This window comes from Mucilaginibacter sp. RCC_168 (assembly GCF_041355315.1).
GTDB lineage: Bacteria > Bacteroidota > Bacteroidia > Sphingobacteriales > Sphingobacteriaceae > Mucilaginibacter.
The window spans coordinates 1-16,074 of sequence record NZ_JBFUPN010000008.1; the positions used below are offsets into that span (position 1 = coordinate 1).

Annotated in this window: 15 protein-coding genes and 1 pseudogene; 11 read left to right on the forward strand and 5 right to left on the reverse strand. The window is 43.5% G+C overall.

Annotated elements, in window-relative coordinates:
• Positions 1 to 204 (forward strand): annotated as a pseudogene (locus tag AB6735_RS08740) (mannose-1-phosphate guanylyltransferase); the annotation flags it as partial.
• Positions 205 to 359: 155 nt separating this feature from the next.
• On the opposite strand, the gene rlmB reads toward AB6735_RS08740, so the two are convergent.
• Positions 360 to 1,145, reverse strand: a complete 786-nt coding sequence (rlmB, locus tag AB6735_RS08745; protein WP_370995550.1) for a 23S rRNA (guanosine(2251)-2'-O)-methyltransferase RlmB — start codon at positions 1,143 to 1,145, stop codon at positions 360 to 362.
• A gap of 308 nt (positions 1,146 to 1,453) precedes the next feature.
• On the opposite strand from rlmB, the gene dnaB reads away from it, so the two are divergent.
• On the forward strand, positions 1,454 to 3,019 hold the full coding sequence (gene dnaB, locus AB6735_RS08750; RefSeq protein ID WP_370995551.1) for a replicative DNA helicase: 1,566 nt from the start codon (positions 1,454 to 1,456) through the stop codon (positions 3,017 to 3,019).
• A 113-nt stretch (positions 3,020 to 3,132) separates the two neighbouring features.
• Here dnaB and chrA read toward each other — a convergent pair whose 3' ends face one another.
• Both chrA and AB6735_RS08760 read right to left on the reverse strand, forming a co-directional pair.
• On the reverse strand, positions 3,133 to 4,332 hold the full coding sequence (gene chrA, locus AB6735_RS08755) for a chromate efflux transporter (RefSeq protein WP_370995552.1): 1,200 nt from the start codon (positions 4,330 to 4,332) through the stop codon (positions 3,133 to 3,135).
• 141 nt (positions 4,333 to 4,473) lie between these two features.
• On the reverse strand, positions 4,474 to 4,800 hold the full coding sequence (locus AB6735_RS08760) for a tetratricopeptide repeat protein (RefSeq protein ID WP_369829179.1): 327 nt from the start codon (positions 4,798 to 4,800) through the stop codon (positions 4,474 to 4,476).
• Between the two features lie 60 nt (positions 4,801 to 4,860).
• Between AB6735_RS08760 and AB6735_RS08765 the strand changes: the two genes are divergently transcribed.
• The 4 genes from AB6735_RS08765 (at position 4,861) to AB6735_RS08780 (ending at position 8,681) form a co-directional block, all read left to right on the forward strand.
• Positions 4,861 to 5,598: an electron transfer flavoprotein beta subunit/FixA family protein gene (locus AB6735_RS08765; protein ID WP_370995553.1), complete on the forward strand. Its 738-nt coding sequence runs from the start codon at positions 4,861 to 4,863 to the stop codon at positions 5,596 to 5,598.
• 32 nt (positions 5,599 to 5,630) lie between these two features.
• Positions 5,631 to 6,608, forward strand: a complete 978-nt coding sequence (locus AB6735_RS08770) for an electron transfer flavoprotein subunit alpha/FixB family protein (RefSeq protein ID WP_370995554.1) — start codon at positions 5,631 to 5,633, stop codon at positions 6,606 to 6,608.
• A 25-nt stretch (positions 6,609 to 6,633) separates the two neighbouring features.
• Positions 6,634 to 7,236 (forward strand): bifunctional nuclease domain-containing protein, encoded by a 603-nt coding sequence (locus tag AB6735_RS08775; RefSeq protein WP_370995555.1) that lies wholly within the window; start codon positions 6,634 to 6,636, stop codon positions 7,234 to 7,236.
• A gap of 185 nt (positions 7,237 to 7,421) precedes the next feature.
• Positions 7,422 to 8,681 carry a nucleoside permease gene (locus tag AB6735_RS08780; protein ID WP_370995556.1) on the forward strand — a complete coding sequence of 420 codons (1,260 nt, stop codon included), beginning with the start codon at positions 7,422 to 7,424 and terminating at the stop codon, positions 8,679 to 8,681.
• Between the two features lie 93 nt (positions 8,682 to 8,774).
• On the opposite strand, the gene AB6735_RS08785 is transcribed toward AB6735_RS08780, so the two are convergent.
• On the reverse strand, positions 8,775 to 9,488 hold the full coding sequence (locus AB6735_RS08785; RefSeq protein WP_370995557.1) for a ThuA domain-containing protein: 714 nt from the start codon (positions 9,486 to 9,488) through the stop codon (positions 8,775 to 8,777).
• Positions 9,489 to 9,651: 163 nt separating this feature from the next.
• Positions 9,652 to 11,361 carry a GMC oxidoreductase gene (locus tag AB6735_RS08790; protein ID WP_370995558.1) on the reverse strand — a complete coding sequence of 570 codons (1,710 nt, stop codon included), beginning with the start codon at positions 11,359 to 11,361 and terminating at the stop codon, positions 9,652 to 9,654.
• A gap of 237 nt (positions 11,362 to 11,598) precedes the next feature.
• Between AB6735_RS08790 and AB6735_RS08795 the strand changes: the two genes are divergently transcribed.
• The 5 genes from AB6735_RS08795 to AB6735_RS08815 all read left to right on the forward strand — a co-directional run bounded on the left by AB6735_RS08795 (position 11,599) and on the right by AB6735_RS08815 (position 16,020).
• Positions 11,599 to 12,429, forward strand: coding sequence for an MOSC domain-containing protein (locus tag AB6735_RS08795; RefSeq protein WP_370995559.1), 831 nt, complete (start codon positions 11,599 to 11,601; stop codon positions 12,427 to 12,429).
• Positions 12,426 to 12,830 (forward strand): VOC family protein, encoded by a 405-nt coding sequence (locus AB6735_RS08800; protein ID WP_370995560.1) that lies wholly within the window; start codon positions 12,426 to 12,428, stop codon positions 12,828 to 12,830. Before AB6735_RS08795 ends, AB6735_RS08800 begins: the two co-directional genes overlap by 4 nt.
• Complete coding sequence (locus AB6735_RS08805) at positions 12,827 to 13,102, forward strand: SelT/SelW/SelH family protein (RefSeq protein ID WP_370995561.1); 276 nt, start codon at positions 12,827 to 12,829, stop codon at positions 13,100 to 13,102. Before AB6735_RS08800 ends, AB6735_RS08805 begins: the two co-directional genes overlap by 4 nt.
• Before the next feature lie 171 nt (positions 13,103 to 13,273).
• Entirely contained in the window at positions 13,274 to 13,708 is a 435-nt protein-coding gene (locus tag AB6735_RS08810; protein WP_172333542.1) for an Rrf2 family transcriptional regulator, read from the forward strand.
• Positions 13,709 to 13,929: 221 nt separating this feature from the next.
• On the forward strand, positions 13,930 to 16,020 hold the full coding sequence (locus AB6735_RS08815) for a nitrite reductase (protein WP_370995562.1): 2,091 nt from the start codon (positions 13,930 to 13,932) through the stop codon (positions 16,018 to 16,020).
• Positions 16,021 to 16,074: the final 54 nt, after the last annotated feature.

The following is a 16,074-nucleotide window of genomic DNA, read 5'->3' on the forward strand; positions in this document are numbered from 1 at the left end:
CCATCAGAAAAGGTGATCATGTATGATTCATCCAACTGTATGGTGAATGTACCGGGTGAAAAGCTGGTGATACTGCAAGGGCTGCATAATTTTATCGTAGTAGAATCCAACAACACACTGCTGATCTGTCCGCGAGACCGGGAACAGAATGTAAAACAGGTGGTGGCTGATGTGAAAGCCAAGTTTGGTACTAAGTTTATTTAACATCCAGTCCCCTGAAGGGGAGCTTTTAATGTGCAAATGATAGATTTCAGATGTGCAGATGTTTACAATTTATTAAACAACGAAGCCCAGTTCGCTTAGAACTGGGCTTTTTAATTAAACAATCTTTTATGGAGTAATAGAAAAGCTCAAGCCAATCAAGAAGCTCCTCCTTTAAGGGACTGAGGGGCTCTCTGTCTTATCGCCTCATACAATATCACCCCGGTTGATACCGATACATTCAGGGATTCGATCTCACCAAACATCGGGATCTTGGCCAGGTGGTCTGCTATGCGGATGATCTCGTTGCGGATACCATCCTCTTCTGACCCCATGATAATAGCAGTTGGAGCCGTATAATCGGGCGCGTAAATATCTTCTTTGGTTTTTTCGGTACAACAAACCAATTGTAAGCCAGATTCCTGCAAAAATCTCACCGTTTGCATAAAATTATCATGTCGGCAAACGGGGATCTTATACAGAGCTCCTGCTGATGTTTTAATAGCATCGGGGTTTATTTGCGCAGAACCTTTAGCAGGGATAACAATAGCATGTACCCCGGCACATTCGGCAGTGCGGGCAATAGCGCCCATATTGCGTACATCGGTAATGGAATCTAAAACCAATACCAGCGGCACCTCTCCTTTTTCAAACACATCAGGAATTATATTTTCGATCTTCTGATAGGTTATCGGCGAAATAAAGGCAACCGCACCCTGGTGATTCTTGGCTGTAAGGCGGTTAAGCTTTTCAACCGGTACCTGCTGGGCGGTGATATTATATTCTGTAAGTAAGGCCTTTAGCTCGTGCGACAGGCCTCCGCCTGCTCCTCTCTGAATGTATAACGCTTCAATTTCCTTACCCGAAGTGATGGCCTCCATGATCGCCCTGATACCAAAAACCATTTGGTTGCTTTCCCGCTGAGGTCTTGAATTAAATGCCATTTGTACTGATCTGTTTTTCTGCAAAAGTAGCTATATTAATTGATTAAGCACTTATTGAACTGATAACCCTTTTCGGTTTTTTCAAAATACAGGTCAATAATAGTTAACATTATAAAACTTTATTAACATAGGTTTAAATATTTGAAAATCAGCATGGATGATATTTTATTAGCAAGTTATCAACATGTGTGTGTTTACTAAAAAGCTTTAAATTATAACGCTGGATATGATTGTTTTAAAATCTCGATACACTATGTTGATTGAAATGTAGCTCCAAAAAAGCATTTTTTGTATATTTTTGTCGCCTTATGAATTTTGAGAACGATAACCTGCAGAACAAGCCGAACACCAACGACCGCCGGAGCCGCATCACTACCCCGACACCGTACAGCGGACTGGGGAAACTTCCGCCCCAGGCTACCGATCTGGAAGAAGCTGTTTTAGGAGCGTTAATGCTCGAAAAAGACGCGCTTTCATCGGTTATTGATGTTTTAAACCCCGAAGTTTTTTACCGCGACAATCATCAGAAAATATTTTCGGCTATAAAACAGTTGTTTGAAAAATCATCCCCGGTTGATATTTTGACCGTTACTGCCGAACTACGCAGGCAAGGGGAATTGGAAATGATAGGTGGAGCTTACTATATTACGGAATTGACCAGCCGTGTGGCATCTGCAGCTAATATTGAATTCCACGCCCGTATCATCATTCAAAAATTTATTCAGCGTGAACTCATCCGTATATCTACAGATGTTATTCAAAGCGCGTATGAGGATACATCTGACGTACTGGACCTGTTGGATAGGGCCGAAAAGAACCTGTTTGAAATTGCACAAAGTAACTTGCGCCGTGATGCCCGTAAAATGGACGATCTGGTGCATGAGGCCTTAAAAGATATTGAAGCCTTAAAGGATAAAAAGGACGGCCTTACCGGTGTGGCTTCGGGCTTTACAGCGCTTGACCGGATGACCTCAGGCTGGCAAAAATCCGACCTGGTTATTATAGCTGCCCGCCCGGCTATGGGTAAAACGGCCTTCGTACTGAGTTGTGCCCGTAACGCGGCGGTTGATTTTGATAAGCCTGTAGTTGTATTCTCATTGGAGATGTCCTCTGTTCAATTGGTTAACCGTTTAATATCCGGCGAAACCGAAATTGAACAGGAAAAGATCCGTAAGGGAACTTTAGAAGAATGGGAATGGCAGCAGATCCACTCTAAAATTGGCAGGCTTGAACAAGCCACCCTGATCATTGATGACACCCCGGCATTGAATATATTTGAATTCAGGGCTAAATGCCGTCGTTTAAAATCTCAGCATGATATCCAATTGATCATTATTGACTACTTACAATTAATGCATGGTAAAGCCGAAGGTAAGGGAGGTGGCGGTAACCGTGAGCAGGAAATTGGTAGCATATCAAGAGCTTTAAAATCTGTAGCAAAAGAACTGAACGTGCCGGTGATCGCGTTATCGCAATTAAGTCGTGCGGTTGAAACCAGGCCTGGTAACTCTAAAAGACCAATGCTTTCGGATTTACGTGAGTCGGGCTCTATTGAGCAGGATGCGGATATGGTACTTTTCCTTTACCGTCCTGAATATTATGGTTTAACAGAAGATGAAGACGGTAATCCAACCAATAACGTGGGTGAAGTTATTATAGCCAAACACCGTAACGGTGAAACCGGTACTGTACGATTGAAGTTTGTTGGTAAATATGTAAAATTCGCCAACCTCGAAGAGAGTATGGACGGCTTCCCTCCTGCTGCTGGCAGCGCATTCTCAGGATTGGCGCCATCACAGGATTTTGAAAAGCAAAGTAACTTTATTATCCGCCCGTCACGCATGGATGATATTGATGATGAACCACCGTTTTAGATATGCAGATGTGCGGATTTCAGATGTGCAGATGATAAAACAACAAAGCCCGGTTTCAATGAAACCGGGCTTTGTTGTTAATAGTGGATCGCTTTAATTTCCTCATCTGCACATCAGAAAAATATTCCCAGCAACACACCGATGATGATAATTACCGGGGTTTTTATTTTGGTGAAGTGCAGTAGCAAAAAGGTGCCTGCCATAAGTCCGTAGGCTATCCAGTTACCTCCAAATGGCCGTACCAGTAAAATAAAGGCCGTAGCCATAAAACCCACCGCCACGGCACTGATACCACTTAACGAGTTCTTGATACGCGTTATTTTCTTGAGATCTTCCCAAAATGGCACAATAAACAGAATGAGTATCAACCCTGGTGTATTTACCCCTATAACGGCTATTATGCTCCCAATGATTTGTCCGCCAATGCCGTATCCTTTATTTCCTAAAGTGATACCTCCCAAAAACGAGGTAAAGGAAAATGTTGGCCCTGGGAGCGCCTGTTGCAGGGCATAACCAGAAAGAAATTCTGAATTACTGAGATAATGTTTTACTTCTACAAATTCTGTGTACATCAGCGGTACCATCACCTGTCCGCCGCCAAATATCAGGATACCGTTACGGTAAAAGTTCTCAAATAAACGGATAGGTAAACTAAATGGTGAAGTTTGATTAATGATAGCACCCAGGGCAGCAAAGAATAACAGGATACCGATAAAATAAGCCACTTTATTAGGGTTTACATTGGAGTATAGTTTAACACGCAATTCGTTTTCCTGCGGCTGCGTTTCCATCGCCGATGATATGATACCACCCAACAAAACCAATAATGGAAAGGCATAGGCATTTTGCAAAATAAGGGTAGCTATGAACGATGCTATGGCCAGCATGGTACTTACCCGTGTTTTAAGGAATCTGTGCGCAAAGCTGTAAGTAGCATAGGCCACAATACCAACAGCCATGGGTTGTATATAAGTAATGATGTGCGCGAATTGGGCACGATTGGCAAACATTTTATAGCTGATGGCAGCCATTGCCATGATAGCGGCCGAAGGTAATATCCAGATTAGAAAAGTGATTAGAGCCAGCCTCAGCCCCCCAACCTTCCAGGCTATACCCACCAGGGTTTGGGTGGAAGACGGCCCGGGCAATACCTGCGACAAGGCATTAAGCTCTATCAGCTCATCCTCGGTTATATAGTGTCGCTTTTCAACAAATTCCCGTAATAAAACAGCTATGTGCGCCTGCGGCCCCCCAAAAGCGGTAAAAGTATAGATCAATACATCACGAAGAAATAAAAGGTGCCGGTTTTTCATTTAGTTCATTTGTTCACTGGTTTATTAGTTTATTAGTCCATGGGTTCATTAGTATCAGGCCTTTACTTTCGATGTATAATATAATAATGAGGATCATATACATTGTTCCCCAATGAACTAATGAACAGGTGAACAAATGAACTAATAATCGTCATCATCTTCTTCTATACCCTTGGCCTGCCGGTAAACAGCCTGCAATTCCGAAAAAGCGTGGTTATCGCGCTTCTGTTTGGCTATGGTCATGCCGTTTTCGTAGGTGGTTATGGCGTCGGGTTTACGGTTAAGGGCTTCATATAATTTACCTAAATGATAATAAGTGCCCACATAACCAGGATGATTTGTCACCAGGTCTTCATAATAAGTTAATGCCTTATCTGCCTGATTCAGACGTAGATATTCTGTGGCGAGGGCGTATTTTAAAAACTCGTCCTCGGGTTCGTTCTTTATAAATTCTAATAGCTTATCCAATCTGCTCAACTCCATTTTAAACTCTATCTTTTTTAATTAAATTTGCAAAAACCTATTGATATGAATATCCTGGTATGTGTAAGTAATGTTCCTGATACCACCACAAAAATAACCTTTACTGATAATAACACCCAATTTAATACAAATGGTGTTCAATTTATACTAAACCCTTATGACGAGATAGCGCTTTCACGGGCTATTGAGTTAACCGATGGCGGTAAAGGGACGGTAACGGTTATCAACGTTGGTGAAGTAAATACAGAGGCTACCATCCGCAAAGCGCTGGCTATTGGCGCTACAGACGCGGTGCGTATAAACGCTAAACCTCATGACGCCTGGTATGTAGCTTACCAGATTGCGGAATATGTGAAAGCTAATCCGTTCGACCTTATTTTAACCGGCCGCGAGTCTATAGACTACAATGGATCAAAAGTTGCAGGTATGCTGGGCGAACTGCTTGATCTGCCCTCGGTATCGATCATCAAAAAACTGGATGCGGCTGATAAGGACGCTACTGTTGAGCGTGAGATTGAAGGCGGCAAAGAAATCCTGACCATTCCCTACCCTTTTGTGGCCGGTACTGCAGAGGGCGTTGCCGAACCTAAAATACCAAATATGCGCGGTATCATGTCAGCTCGTACCAAGCCGCTGACGGTTATTGAACCAGTTGAGGTAAAAATATATTCAGAGGTATTGAGTTATGAAACCCCCGCCCCACGTGGACAAGTGAAATTGGTTCCTGCTGATGATACCGCTAAACTGGTTGAGCTTTTGCATACCGAAGCGCGCGTTATTTAATTCATTTAAATCTATTCCAAGAAACACATCATATGTCAGTTTTAATATATGCGGAAAATGCCGGCGGTAAATTCAAAAAGTCAATTTTTGAAGCTGTTACCTACGCCCGTGCCATTGCCGATCAGAATAAAACCAATCTTGTGGCTATCTCCATTGGCGATGTCAGCAAAGATGAATTAGCCGCGTTAGGTAAATACGGGGCCGAAAAAGTGCTGAACGTGTCAGGCGATAAGCTCAAGAATTTTGTGAACCAGGCTTATGCCTCTATCATTGCCGAAGCCGCGAAAAAACAAGACGCTAACATTGTGGTACTATCCAATACCTTTTCTGGTCGTGGTTTAGCTCCAAGATTAGGTGTAAAGCTGCAGGCTGGCGTTGCCGATGGCGCAGTAGCGCTGCCAGAGCAGAATGGGGGTAAATTCACCATCAAAAAAACAGCTTTCTCGGGTAAAGCATTTGCCATTGTGGAATTAACATCTGCCAACAAGGTTATTGCCCTGGTACCCAACTCCTATAAGGTTGTAGAAACAGGCGGCATTGCCCAGGTAGAAGATTTCACTGCCGAAATCAAAGAGTCTGATTTTAAAGCGATGATCAAAGAGATCGTTCGTTCAACCGATAAAATATCCCTGCCCGATGCGGAAATTGTTGTTTCTGCAGGCCGTGGCCTCAAAGGGCCCGAAAACTGGGGCATGGTAGAGGAACTGGCAGAACTGCTTGGAGCGGCTACAGCGTGCTCAAAACCGGTATCAGACGCCGGATGGCGCCCGCACAGCGAACACGTTGGCCAAACCGGGATAGCTGTCAGTCCAAATTTGTATATTGCGATAGGAATTTCAGGTGCTATTCAACACCTGGCAGGTATCAGTTCTTCAAAAGTTATTGTGGTGATCAACAAAGATCCGGAGGCTCCTTTTTTCAAAGTGGCTGATTATGGCATTGTTGGCGACGCGTTTGAAGTTGTGCCTCAATTAATAGCGGCCGTTAAAGAATATAAGGCTTCAGCATAAATTATTAGGTGCGATGGGTAATAACATGAAAAAAATTAAGCTGGATATAGTAGGGTTATCATATAGTCAGACACAATCAGGCGCTTATGCTTTAGTTTTAGGCGAGGTAAGCGGCCGACGACGGCTCCCTATCATTATCGGCAGCTTTGAAGCACAGGCCATAGCTATCGAGATAGAAAAAATGACCCCAAGCCGCCCGCTTACGCATGACTTGTTCAAGAGCTTTGCGCAGGCTTACCAGATAGAGGTTCAGGAGATCATCATTTATAATCTGGTCGATGGCATATTCTATTCCAAATTGATTTGCAGCGACGGTAAACGATCAGTGGAGATCGATGCACGTACCTCTGACGCCATCGCGGTAGCTGTAAGGTTCGACTGCCCTATTTTTACGTATGAATTTATCCTGTCAACAGCGGGCATCGTTATTGAAGGCAATGACTTTGTTTATCTCGAAAACATCAATGAAACCCAGGAAGAAAAATCTGTAGCCTCAAGCGTAGGCAGCGGATTTGCTTCTTTAAGTATCGACGAGCTGAAAACAAAATTACAGGAAGCGCTTGCAGAAGAATCATACGAAAAGGCTGCTAAAATACGCGATGAATTAAATAAGCGTAAAGCATCATAGAGATTTTTGATTTCGGATGTTCGATTTCGGAATTGTTTATAATTCAGATTTCGGAAGTATCCATGCAGAGTCAAAATATTCGATTTTTCATTTAAATTCCCTTACAAATCAATAAATCCGAAATCAATTTATTATTTTCCGTTTTTGATTTAATACAAACTATTATTATTTAAACCAGGCACCGTATGAATATTAAGTTTCGCTTAATAGTGATGAATTTTATGCAGTTTTTTATATGGGGTTCATGGCTGCTTACTATCGGGGTATACTGGTTTCAAAATAAACACTGGTCGGGCGAGCACTTCGGCGCCATTTTTTCAACCATGGGCATATCTGCTATCTTCATGCCTGCCTTAACCGGTATTATAGCCGACCGCTTTGTAAATGCCGAAAAACTTTATGGCCTGATGCATATTTTAGGGGCGGTTACTTTATTCTCACTTCCGCTTGTAACTAATCCTTTTACTTTTTTCTGGGTGATGCTGCTGAATATGGTGTTTTACATGCCAACCCTGTCATTATCTATCACCGTGGCTTATTCGGCTTTAAAAAACAGTGACAAGGATATTGTAAAAGATTACCCTCCAATCCGTATATGGGGGACTATCGGCTTTATTGCCGCCCTGTGGACAGTAAGCCTCACGCATAACGAAACCTCGGCCAATCAATTTTATATTGCTTCGGCAATGTCACTTATATTAGGCATATACGCATTTACACTTCCTAAGGCACCTCCTCTTTTAAGCAAGATAACCAATAAATCTTTTGTAGATCAGTTGGGCCTAAAAGCCTTTACCTTATTCAAAGTACCTAAGTTTGCTATATTTTTTGCTTTCTCGCTTTTATTAGGCGCTGCTTTACAGCTTACTAATGCCTACGGCGATACCTACATTCATGATTTTGCTACTGTGCCCGCTTATAAGGACACCATAGCGGTAAAGTACCCGGCCATTATCATGTCGATATCCCAGATATCGGAGACATTGTTCATCCTGGCTATTCCTTTTTTCCTACGCAGATTTGGTATTAAATATGTTATGCTATTCAGCATGCTGGCGTGGGTGCTGCGATTTGGCTTGTTTGCCTTCGGCGATCCTGCCAATGGTCTTTGGATGATCATTGGCTCCTGCATCGTATACGGAATGGCCTTTGATTTCTTTAATATTTCGGGTTCTTTATTTGTTGAAACGCAGGCAACACCAGAAATACGGGCCAGCGCTCAGGGACTTTTCATGATGATGGTGAATGGATTCGGCGCCTTTTTTGGAAGTATAGGGAGCGGTTACATTATTGATAAGTTCTTTACCCATGCCGATCATAGTAAAGACTGGCATGGCATCTGGCTTACTTTTGCCGCTTATGCACTGGTTATAGCCGTTATCTTCCCGTTTGTATTCAGGTATAAGCACAACGCGGCATTAAAGCACGCCATTGCGCATGCGTAAATTGTCTGAACCGGAATTTATGGAATTAAATAATTTATCGAATTTACATTCATTCTGTTAATTCGTACATTCTATAAATTCCGGTTCAGACGACTATTTCTTCCCTATCGCATATTGTATCCCACCCAAAAGGTGTTTCAAATACAAAGGATCGGCGTATGATTCATCGGTGTGACCCAGTTCGGTATAAAATGCCCTGCCGCCATCAAAGCTATGGTACCAGGCCATCGGGTGATTGTCGCCATTTTCGCCGCCTGTGTAGCTTTTCTCATCTATTTTGATCAGTACATGCAGATCGTCGGCTATCCATTTATAGTTATACCACTCATCCCAGCGTTTCCAGGTTTCGGGCAGATGTTTGGTGGCTATAAAATTACGGTCGACCACATTAAGCGTAGCTTCCTGCTGTTTGGGATGGCTTTTAAAATAAGCGCCTACCAATTTACCATACCAGGCCCAGTCGTACTCGGTATCTGTAGCAGCATGCACGCCCACAAAGCCGCCACCTGCTTTAATATATTGTTCAAAGGCAGTTTGTTGAGTATCATCCAGTACATTACCGGTAGTGCTTAAAAATATGACTGCAGCGTATTGTTTTAAATTAGCTGTAGTAAACTTTTGGGCATCGGTGGTGCTGTCTACATCAAAATTATTTTCCTGCCCCAGTTTTATGATGGCCGGAACACCGACTGCTATGGAATTATGATGAAATCCGGCTGTTTTGCAAAAGATGAGCACCTTGGGTTTTGCCCAACCCTGCGTAAGCGCCGAGCCAATTAAAAGGCAAATGATGATTAATTTTTTCATAGTTGTATTATTTAGCGTCATGCTCCCACAAACAATTCTGCTCCCAATGATTAGCCTTGCTTGTGGAATCCCGAAATAAATCGGGATGACGTGTAAATCTTTGATTGTTTATCCTTGCTCTTTACTCCCCTTATCTATAAATCCTCTTAAATTATAAATCCCCTTAAATATTTCCTTTCTTCAATTCTCCCACAGCAAAATCTGCCGCACGGGCTGTTAATGCCATATAAGTTAATGAAGGGTTCTGACAAGCTGATGAGGTCATAGCCGCACCATCTGTACAGAATACGTTTTTGGCGTCCCACACCTGGTTATGCGCGTTTAACACAGACGTTTTAGGATCAAGACCCATACGAGCTGTACCCATCTCGTGGATACCATCGCCTACATTATGGCCTCTGTCATGCGTTTTTACGTTTTTAACGCCGGCGCTTTCGAGCATTTCTTTGGCTTCTTTTACAATATCAATCCGCATTTTATGCTCATTATCCCTGATAATGGCATCCATAGCCAGAACAGGTAAACCCCATTTGTCCTTCCGGGTTTTATCCAGGGTGATCTTGTTATCGTGGTAAGGCAGTAATTCGCCAAACCCACCTATACCTATCTGCCAATCGCCAGGTTCGGTTATTGCATCCTTATACTGTGCACCGATATTCAGTTCGGCTATCTCCCGGCTCCAGCCAGTACGGCTTGCCGCGCCCTGGTAACCAAAACCGCGCAGGTAATCGCGCTTATCACCAAATAAATTGGCAAACCTAACCACATATATGCCGTTAGCCCGGCGGCCATAATAATATTTATCCTCAAAACCCTCTACATGTCCGGAGGCACCCAGATTGTAATGATGATCCATAATGTTATGCCCTAACTCGCCGCTGCTGCTGCCCAGTCCATCCGGCCAAATATCCGTAGCCGAATTCATCAGCACCCAGGCGCTATTTAAAGCCGAGGCGTTCAGGAACACGATCTTGGCGTAATATTCATAGGTTTGGTTGGTTTCGGCATCAAGCACCTCAACGCCCGTGGCCTTTTTGGTGTCCTTATCGTACAATATTTTGGTAACTATTGAATATGGCCTAACCGTTAAGTTGCCGGTAGCCAAGGCCGCCGGTAAGGTCGACGACTGTGTGCTGAAGTATCCGCCGAAAGGGCATCCTTCCCAGCAGCGATTGCGGAACTGGCATTTGGTACGGCCGGGGATTGCCGCCGTAAGATTAGCCACACGACCAATGATCATGTGCCTGTTACCATTATAATTCTTTTTAAGGCGAGCGGCTACATCCTTTTCTACCCAGTTCATGTCCATTGGCGGCAGGTATTGACCATCGGGCAATTGCTCCAGACCTTCTAAGGAGCCGCTTATACCGGCAAACTTCTCTACATGATCATACCAGGGTGCCAGGTCTTTATAGCGGATAGGCCAGTCAATTGCCCAGCCATCTTTGGCATTAGCTTCAAAATCATGATCGCTCCAGCGGTAACTTTGCCTGCCCCATAAAATAGAGCGGCCACCAAGCTGGTATGACCGCCACCAATTAAAGGGTTTTACCTCAGTATAAGGAGCGTCCTGCTCATTTGTCCAATAATCCATGATGGGCTCGTAGGCACCCCAGTTGCGTGATATCACTGGTCTAACTTTTCGTTCTGCCTGTGTGGGGTTGCCCCGGTGCGGCATATCCCACGGATCGTTGCTGGCGCTTTTATAATCCTTGATATGCTCAAAATTGCGACCGCGTTCCAGCATAATCGTTTTCAGGCCTTTTTCGGTTAATTCCTTAGCTGCCCAGCCGCCGCTTATACCCGAGCCAATAACTATGGCATCATAGGTGTTACCGGCTTTAGCCTTGCCGCTTACATTGTTTAATGGCATGATTTCAGTAATATTAAAGGTTTGTTTGCAATTGGATAAACAATAATATCAATTAAAACGAAACAAAGCAATGAAGTAGGTAATAAAAAAACAATCGATTGTAATTATGTGGTTACAATAGCATTTAAATAAATGCTCCGCTTTTACCATACAGATCACATATATTTTATGTTCCTATGGGTTCAATCTATAAAACAACGACGGTTTTCTTATTTTTACGGTTCTTACTCCCTGCCAATGCTTATTATAAGTGAACTATACATTTATCCCATCAAATCCTTAGGGGGCATATCATTATCTTCTGCCCAGGTTACCGATCGTGGTTTAAAATATGACAGGCGCTGGATGCTGGTTGACGAACAAAATCGTTTCCTTACCCAGCGGGAATATCCGCAAATGGCTTTATTAAAGGTACAGATTGAAAGCGATGGCCTGTTAGTCACACATCACCTGAACGGATCGGTTTTTATACCATTTGAACAGTATGATACGGGCAAACAGGAAGTAGTTATCTGGGACGATACCTGTGCCGGCGTGTTTGTAGACCCTGAATTAGATAATTGGTTTAGTGCCGCATTGGGAATAAAATGCAGACTGGTGCACATGCCCGAAGATACCCGCCGTGAGGTAGATCAGCGGTACGCCCATGAGGGAATGATCACTTCTTTTGCCGATGCCTACCCTTTTTTATTAATAGGCCAGGCTTCGCTTGATGATTTGAACAACCGCATGGCCGAATCGTTACCTATGAACCGGTTCAGACCCAACATTGTATTTACAGGCGGTGATGCTTTTGATGAGGACCTGATGAACCATATACAAATAGCCGGTATTGATTTTTATGGTGCAAAGCTTTGCGCACGCTGTGTGCTCACTACCATTGATCAGCAAACAGCGGTGAAAGCTAAGGAACCTTTAAAAACACTGGCCAGGTACCGTTTAATGAACAATAAGATATTGTTCGGGCAAAATTTAGTTCATGAGGGTACAGGTATTATTTCTGTTGGCGACACCTTAAACGTACTAAGCACCCACACCGAAGAAAGATTTATAGTACCCCAAAAATGAAGAAGCATATTGCCCATATCGCTTTATTGGTGGCTGATTATGATGAGGCCATTGCCTTCTATACGCAAAAGCTTGGTTTTGTATTGATAGAGGATACCGTTTTAAGCGAAACAAAAAGGTGGGTTTTAATAGCACCTGATAAAGATGCTCAATGTACTATTCTGCTTGCGAAGGCCGCGGGTGATGAGCAAAAGCTGGCTATTGGCAATCAATCGAGTAAACGGGTATTCCTGTTTTTATATACTGATGATTTTTGGCGCGATCATGAGGCGATGACTGCCAAAGGGATCAGCTTTGTACGACCGCCTGTTACCGAAGATTATGGAACAGTCGCCGTATTTGAAGATCTTTACGGTAATTTATGGGACCTGATACAACCATCTGAACAAAAAACAACATGAAACCAACTATCACCATTGAGTACTGCCCCAAATGTAACTGGATGATGCGTGCAGCTTACATGGCCCAGGAGCTCCTTACCACTTTTACCGATGATATTTATGGTGTAACCCTGCACCCCAGCGAAACAAGTGGCAAATATACCATCAGCGTTGATGATACGGTATTGTTCGACAGAAAAGAAAAGGGACGTTTTCCGGAGATCAAGGAATTAAAGCAACTGGTGCGTGATCAGGTGAACCCGGATAAGAGTTTGGGGCACTCGGAGCGATAGAGCCAAGAAGTAAGAATCAGGAGTTAAGACAAATTATGAAGAGGTAGACTTTCTCCCTTGTCCTGATTCCTGACTCTTATTTCTTGATTCTATACTCCATACAAGTATCCTATAGTATTACTGGATATTTTTATTTATAATTGTGTACCTTTGTTAGTTTTATTTTAAAAAATGCTATCTAAAAAAACTAAATACGCAATTAAGGCGTTAGTGATCCTTGGTAAAAACATGGATCAACCACCAATGCAGATTTCAAAGATCGCCGAGGCCGAACGTATTCCCAAAAAATTCCTGGAACAAATACTGCTCGACTTGCGCAACGCCGGTTTCCTGTACAGCAAAAAAGGTGCAGGTGGTGGCTACAGCCTCAACCGCGACCCTAAAGAGATATTTTTAGTAAGTATCATGCGTATTACTGACGGCCCCATAGCTATGGTACCCTGCGCCAGTCTTAACTTTTATCACAAATGCGATGAATGTCACCAGGAGACTACCTGCGGCATCCGCGATGTATTTGTTGATGTGCGCGATGCCACGTTAAAAATATTAAGCGAGACCAGCATAGCTGATATCATCTCCCGCGAGCAGACACTCATTCATACCTAAAAAATCTCACCAAACTGTAAAAAGGGAACTTTTTTCAATTAAATTCTACCATTTCCCTATAGTATGTATATATTTGGGGATACTAAAATACGCGGATGTGCAAATTCCAGATGTGCAGATTATTATCTATAAGGGAACCAACTCCAAGTATATTCTCATCTGCACATCTGGAATTTGCACATTCGCACATCTGATTTTTATAATTGATTAAACGATAAGATATGCAGAGCTTCAGAACGGAACTGGAGAACCCGATAGTTGAGAAAGATATTATTGATCTTGAAAAAAAGATCAGGGCTTTTCGTGAAGGTAAAATTCACGACGAAAAGTTCAGGAGCTTGCGTCTGGCCCGTGGTATTTACGGTCAGCGGCAGCCGGGTGTGCAAATGGTACGTATCAAACTGCCATTTGGTAAAGTTACTTTTAAGCAGCTATTGCGTATTGCCGATATATCTGATGAGTACGGAAGCCGTAACCTGCACCTCACCACCCGCCAGGATATCCAGATCCATTATGTAAGTCTTGACCGTACCCCTGAGCTTTGGGCCAAACTGGCCCAGGATGATATTACCCTGCGTGAAGCTTGTGGAAACACCGTACGAAACGTTACAGCCTCCCCCACTTCTGGCATCGATCCGCAGGAGCCGTTTGACGTTTCACCTTATGCGCATGCTACTTTCGAGTATTTTTTGCGTAATCCGGTATGCCAGGAAATGGGTCGTAAGTTCAAGATCTCTTTCTCTTCAAGTGATGCGGATACCGCTTTTTCTTATATCCATGATATCGGCGTTATACCCAAACTAAAAAGCAACGGCGAGCGTGGTTTTAAAGTGCTTTTAGGCGGCGGTTTAGGCGCTCAGCCCCTGTTGGCTAATATTGTAGAAGAATTTTTACCAGAAGATCAACTGATCCCTTATATCGAGGCTATTATCCGGGTATTCGACCGTTATGGCGAACGCAATAACCGTAACAAGGCCCGCTTAAAATACCTGATCCAGAAAATCGGGTTGGAAGAAGTTTTACGTTTGGCCGAGATCGAAAGAACAGCCATCAAAGTAAAAAGCTATAAAATTGATCGCGATGCGCTTCCACAGCCTACCTTTCCGGAAGAAACCGCTTTTGCCGAAGTAAGCATTAGTAATCCTTTCCGTTATGAACAATGGCTGGCTACCAATGTATTTGAGCAAAAGCAGGAAGGATTTTTTGGTGTATATATTAAAGTGCCTGTTGGTGATATATCAACAGATACTGCCCGCGAACTGGTTAAACTTTTGCAGCCATTAGTTGCCGATGAGATCCGCATTACCCAAAACCAGGGTTTATTGCTGAAATTTGCCCGCAAAGAAGCACTGCCTGCCTTATATGAAGGCTTGGCTAAACTGGAGCTGGCTGCTCCCGGTTTTGACAGCGTAGCCGACGTGACTACCTGCCCTGGTACCGATACCTGCAACCTGGGTATCTCTAACAGCATGACCATGGCGCGTGTACTGGAAGACCTGATCTACAACGAATACGAAGATTTTATTTATAACCGCGATATCAAGATAAAAATAAGCGGCTGTATGAACTCCTGCGGTCAGCATGGCCTGGCACATATTGGTTTTCATGGCAGCTCATTGAAAGCAGGTACAAAAGTATTGCCATCTGTGCAGGTAATGCTGGGTGGTGGCACCGTTGGCGATGGCATTGGCCGCGCTGCTGACAGGGTGATCAAAGTGCCTTCAAAAAGGGCTACAGATGTTTTAAGGACCCTGCTTGATGATTATAAAACACTTTCGACAGAGGGTGAACTTTACAACGACTATTACGACAGACAAGGCAAAGATTATTTTTATCGCCTGCTGAAACCCCTTGCTGACCTCACTACTTTGACAGATGATGAGTTTGTTGATTGGGGTCACCAGGAAACCTTTGTTACCGCTATTGGCGTTGGCGAATGTGCCGGTGTGATCATCGACCTGGTAGCTACGTTGTTGTATGAGTCGGAAGAGAAACTGGGCTGGGCCAATCAATCGTTCCAGGCTGGTGCATGGTCTGATGCCATCTATCATTCCTACAACACGCTGTTAAGCTCGGCTAAAGCATTATTGCTTGATAAAAGTGTGAATACCAGCACACAAGCCGCGGTTATCCGCGAATTTGATGCCAACTATGTAGAGAAAGGCGAATTTGATATAGAAGGCAGCTTTAATAACCTGGTATTACAGATCAACCAGCATGAACCTTCAGAAGAATTTGCTACCGCTTACTTAGCACAGGCTACTGACTTCCTGGAAAAAAGTAAAGCAAAAAGAGAGGCTTTGGTACAATAATGAAGGCCGTTCAAATTAATTTGGCCTCACCCTTCCCTCTCCAAAGGAGAGGGT

What these genes read in the sequence shown, in the direction of transcription:
- AB6735_RS08765 (WP_370995553.1), top strand. Translation starts at nt 4,861, where the DNA reads ATGAATATCCTGGTATGTGTAAGTAATGTTCCTGATACCACCACAAAA.
- rlmB (WP_370995550.1), bottom strand. Translation starts at nt 1,145, where the DNA reads ATGGCATTTAATTCAAGACCTCAGCGGGAAAGCAACCAAATGGTTTTT.
- AB6735_RS08770 (WP_370995554.1), top strand. Translation starts at nt 5,631, where the DNA reads ATGTCAGTTTTAATATATGCGGAAAATGCCGGCGGTAAATTCAAAAAG.
- dnaB (WP_370995551.1), top strand. Translation starts at nt 1,454, where the DNA reads ATGAATTTTGAGAACGATAACCTGCAGAACAAGCCGAACACCAACGAC.
- AB6735_RS08800 (WP_370995560.1), top strand. Translation starts at nt 12,426, where the DNA reads ATGAAGAAGCATATTGCCCATATCGCTTTATTGGTGGCTGATTATGAT.
- chrA (WP_370995552.1), bottom strand. Translation starts at nt 4,332, where the DNA reads ATGAAAAACCGGCACCTTTTATTTCTTCGTGATGTATTGATCTATACT.
- AB6735_RS08790 (WP_370995558.1), bottom strand. Translation starts at nt 11,361, where the DNA reads ATGCCATTAAACAATGTAAGCGGCAAGGCTAAAGCCGGTAACACCTAT.
- AB6735_RS08780 (WP_370995556.1), top strand. Translation starts at nt 7,422, where the DNA reads ATGAATATTAAGTTTCGCTTAATAGTGATGAATTTTATGCAGTTTTTT.
- AB6735_RS08795 (WP_370995559.1), top strand. Translation starts at nt 11,599, where the DNA reads ATGCTTATTATAAGTGAACTATACATTTATCCCATCAAATCCTTAGGG.
- AB6735_RS08805 (WP_370995561.1), top strand. Translation starts at nt 12,827, where the DNA reads ATGAAACCAACTATCACCATTGAGTACTGCCCCAAATGTAACTGGATG.
- AB6735_RS08775 (WP_370995555.1), top strand. Translation starts at nt 6,634, where the DNA reads ATGAAAAAAATTAAGCTGGATATAGTAGGGTTATCATATAGTCAGACA.
- AB6735_RS08815 (WP_370995562.1), top strand. Translation starts at nt 13,930, where the DNA reads ATGCAGAGCTTCAGAACGGAACTGGAGAACCCGATAGTTGAGAAAGAT.
- AB6735_RS08810 (WP_172333542.1), top strand. Translation starts at nt 13,274, where the DNA reads ATGCTATCTAAAAAAACTAAATACGCAATTAAGGCGTTAGTGATCCTT.
- AB6735_RS08785 (WP_370995557.1), bottom strand. Translation starts at nt 9,488, where the DNA reads ATGAAAAAATTAATCATCATTTGCCTTTTAATTGGCTCGGCGCTTACG.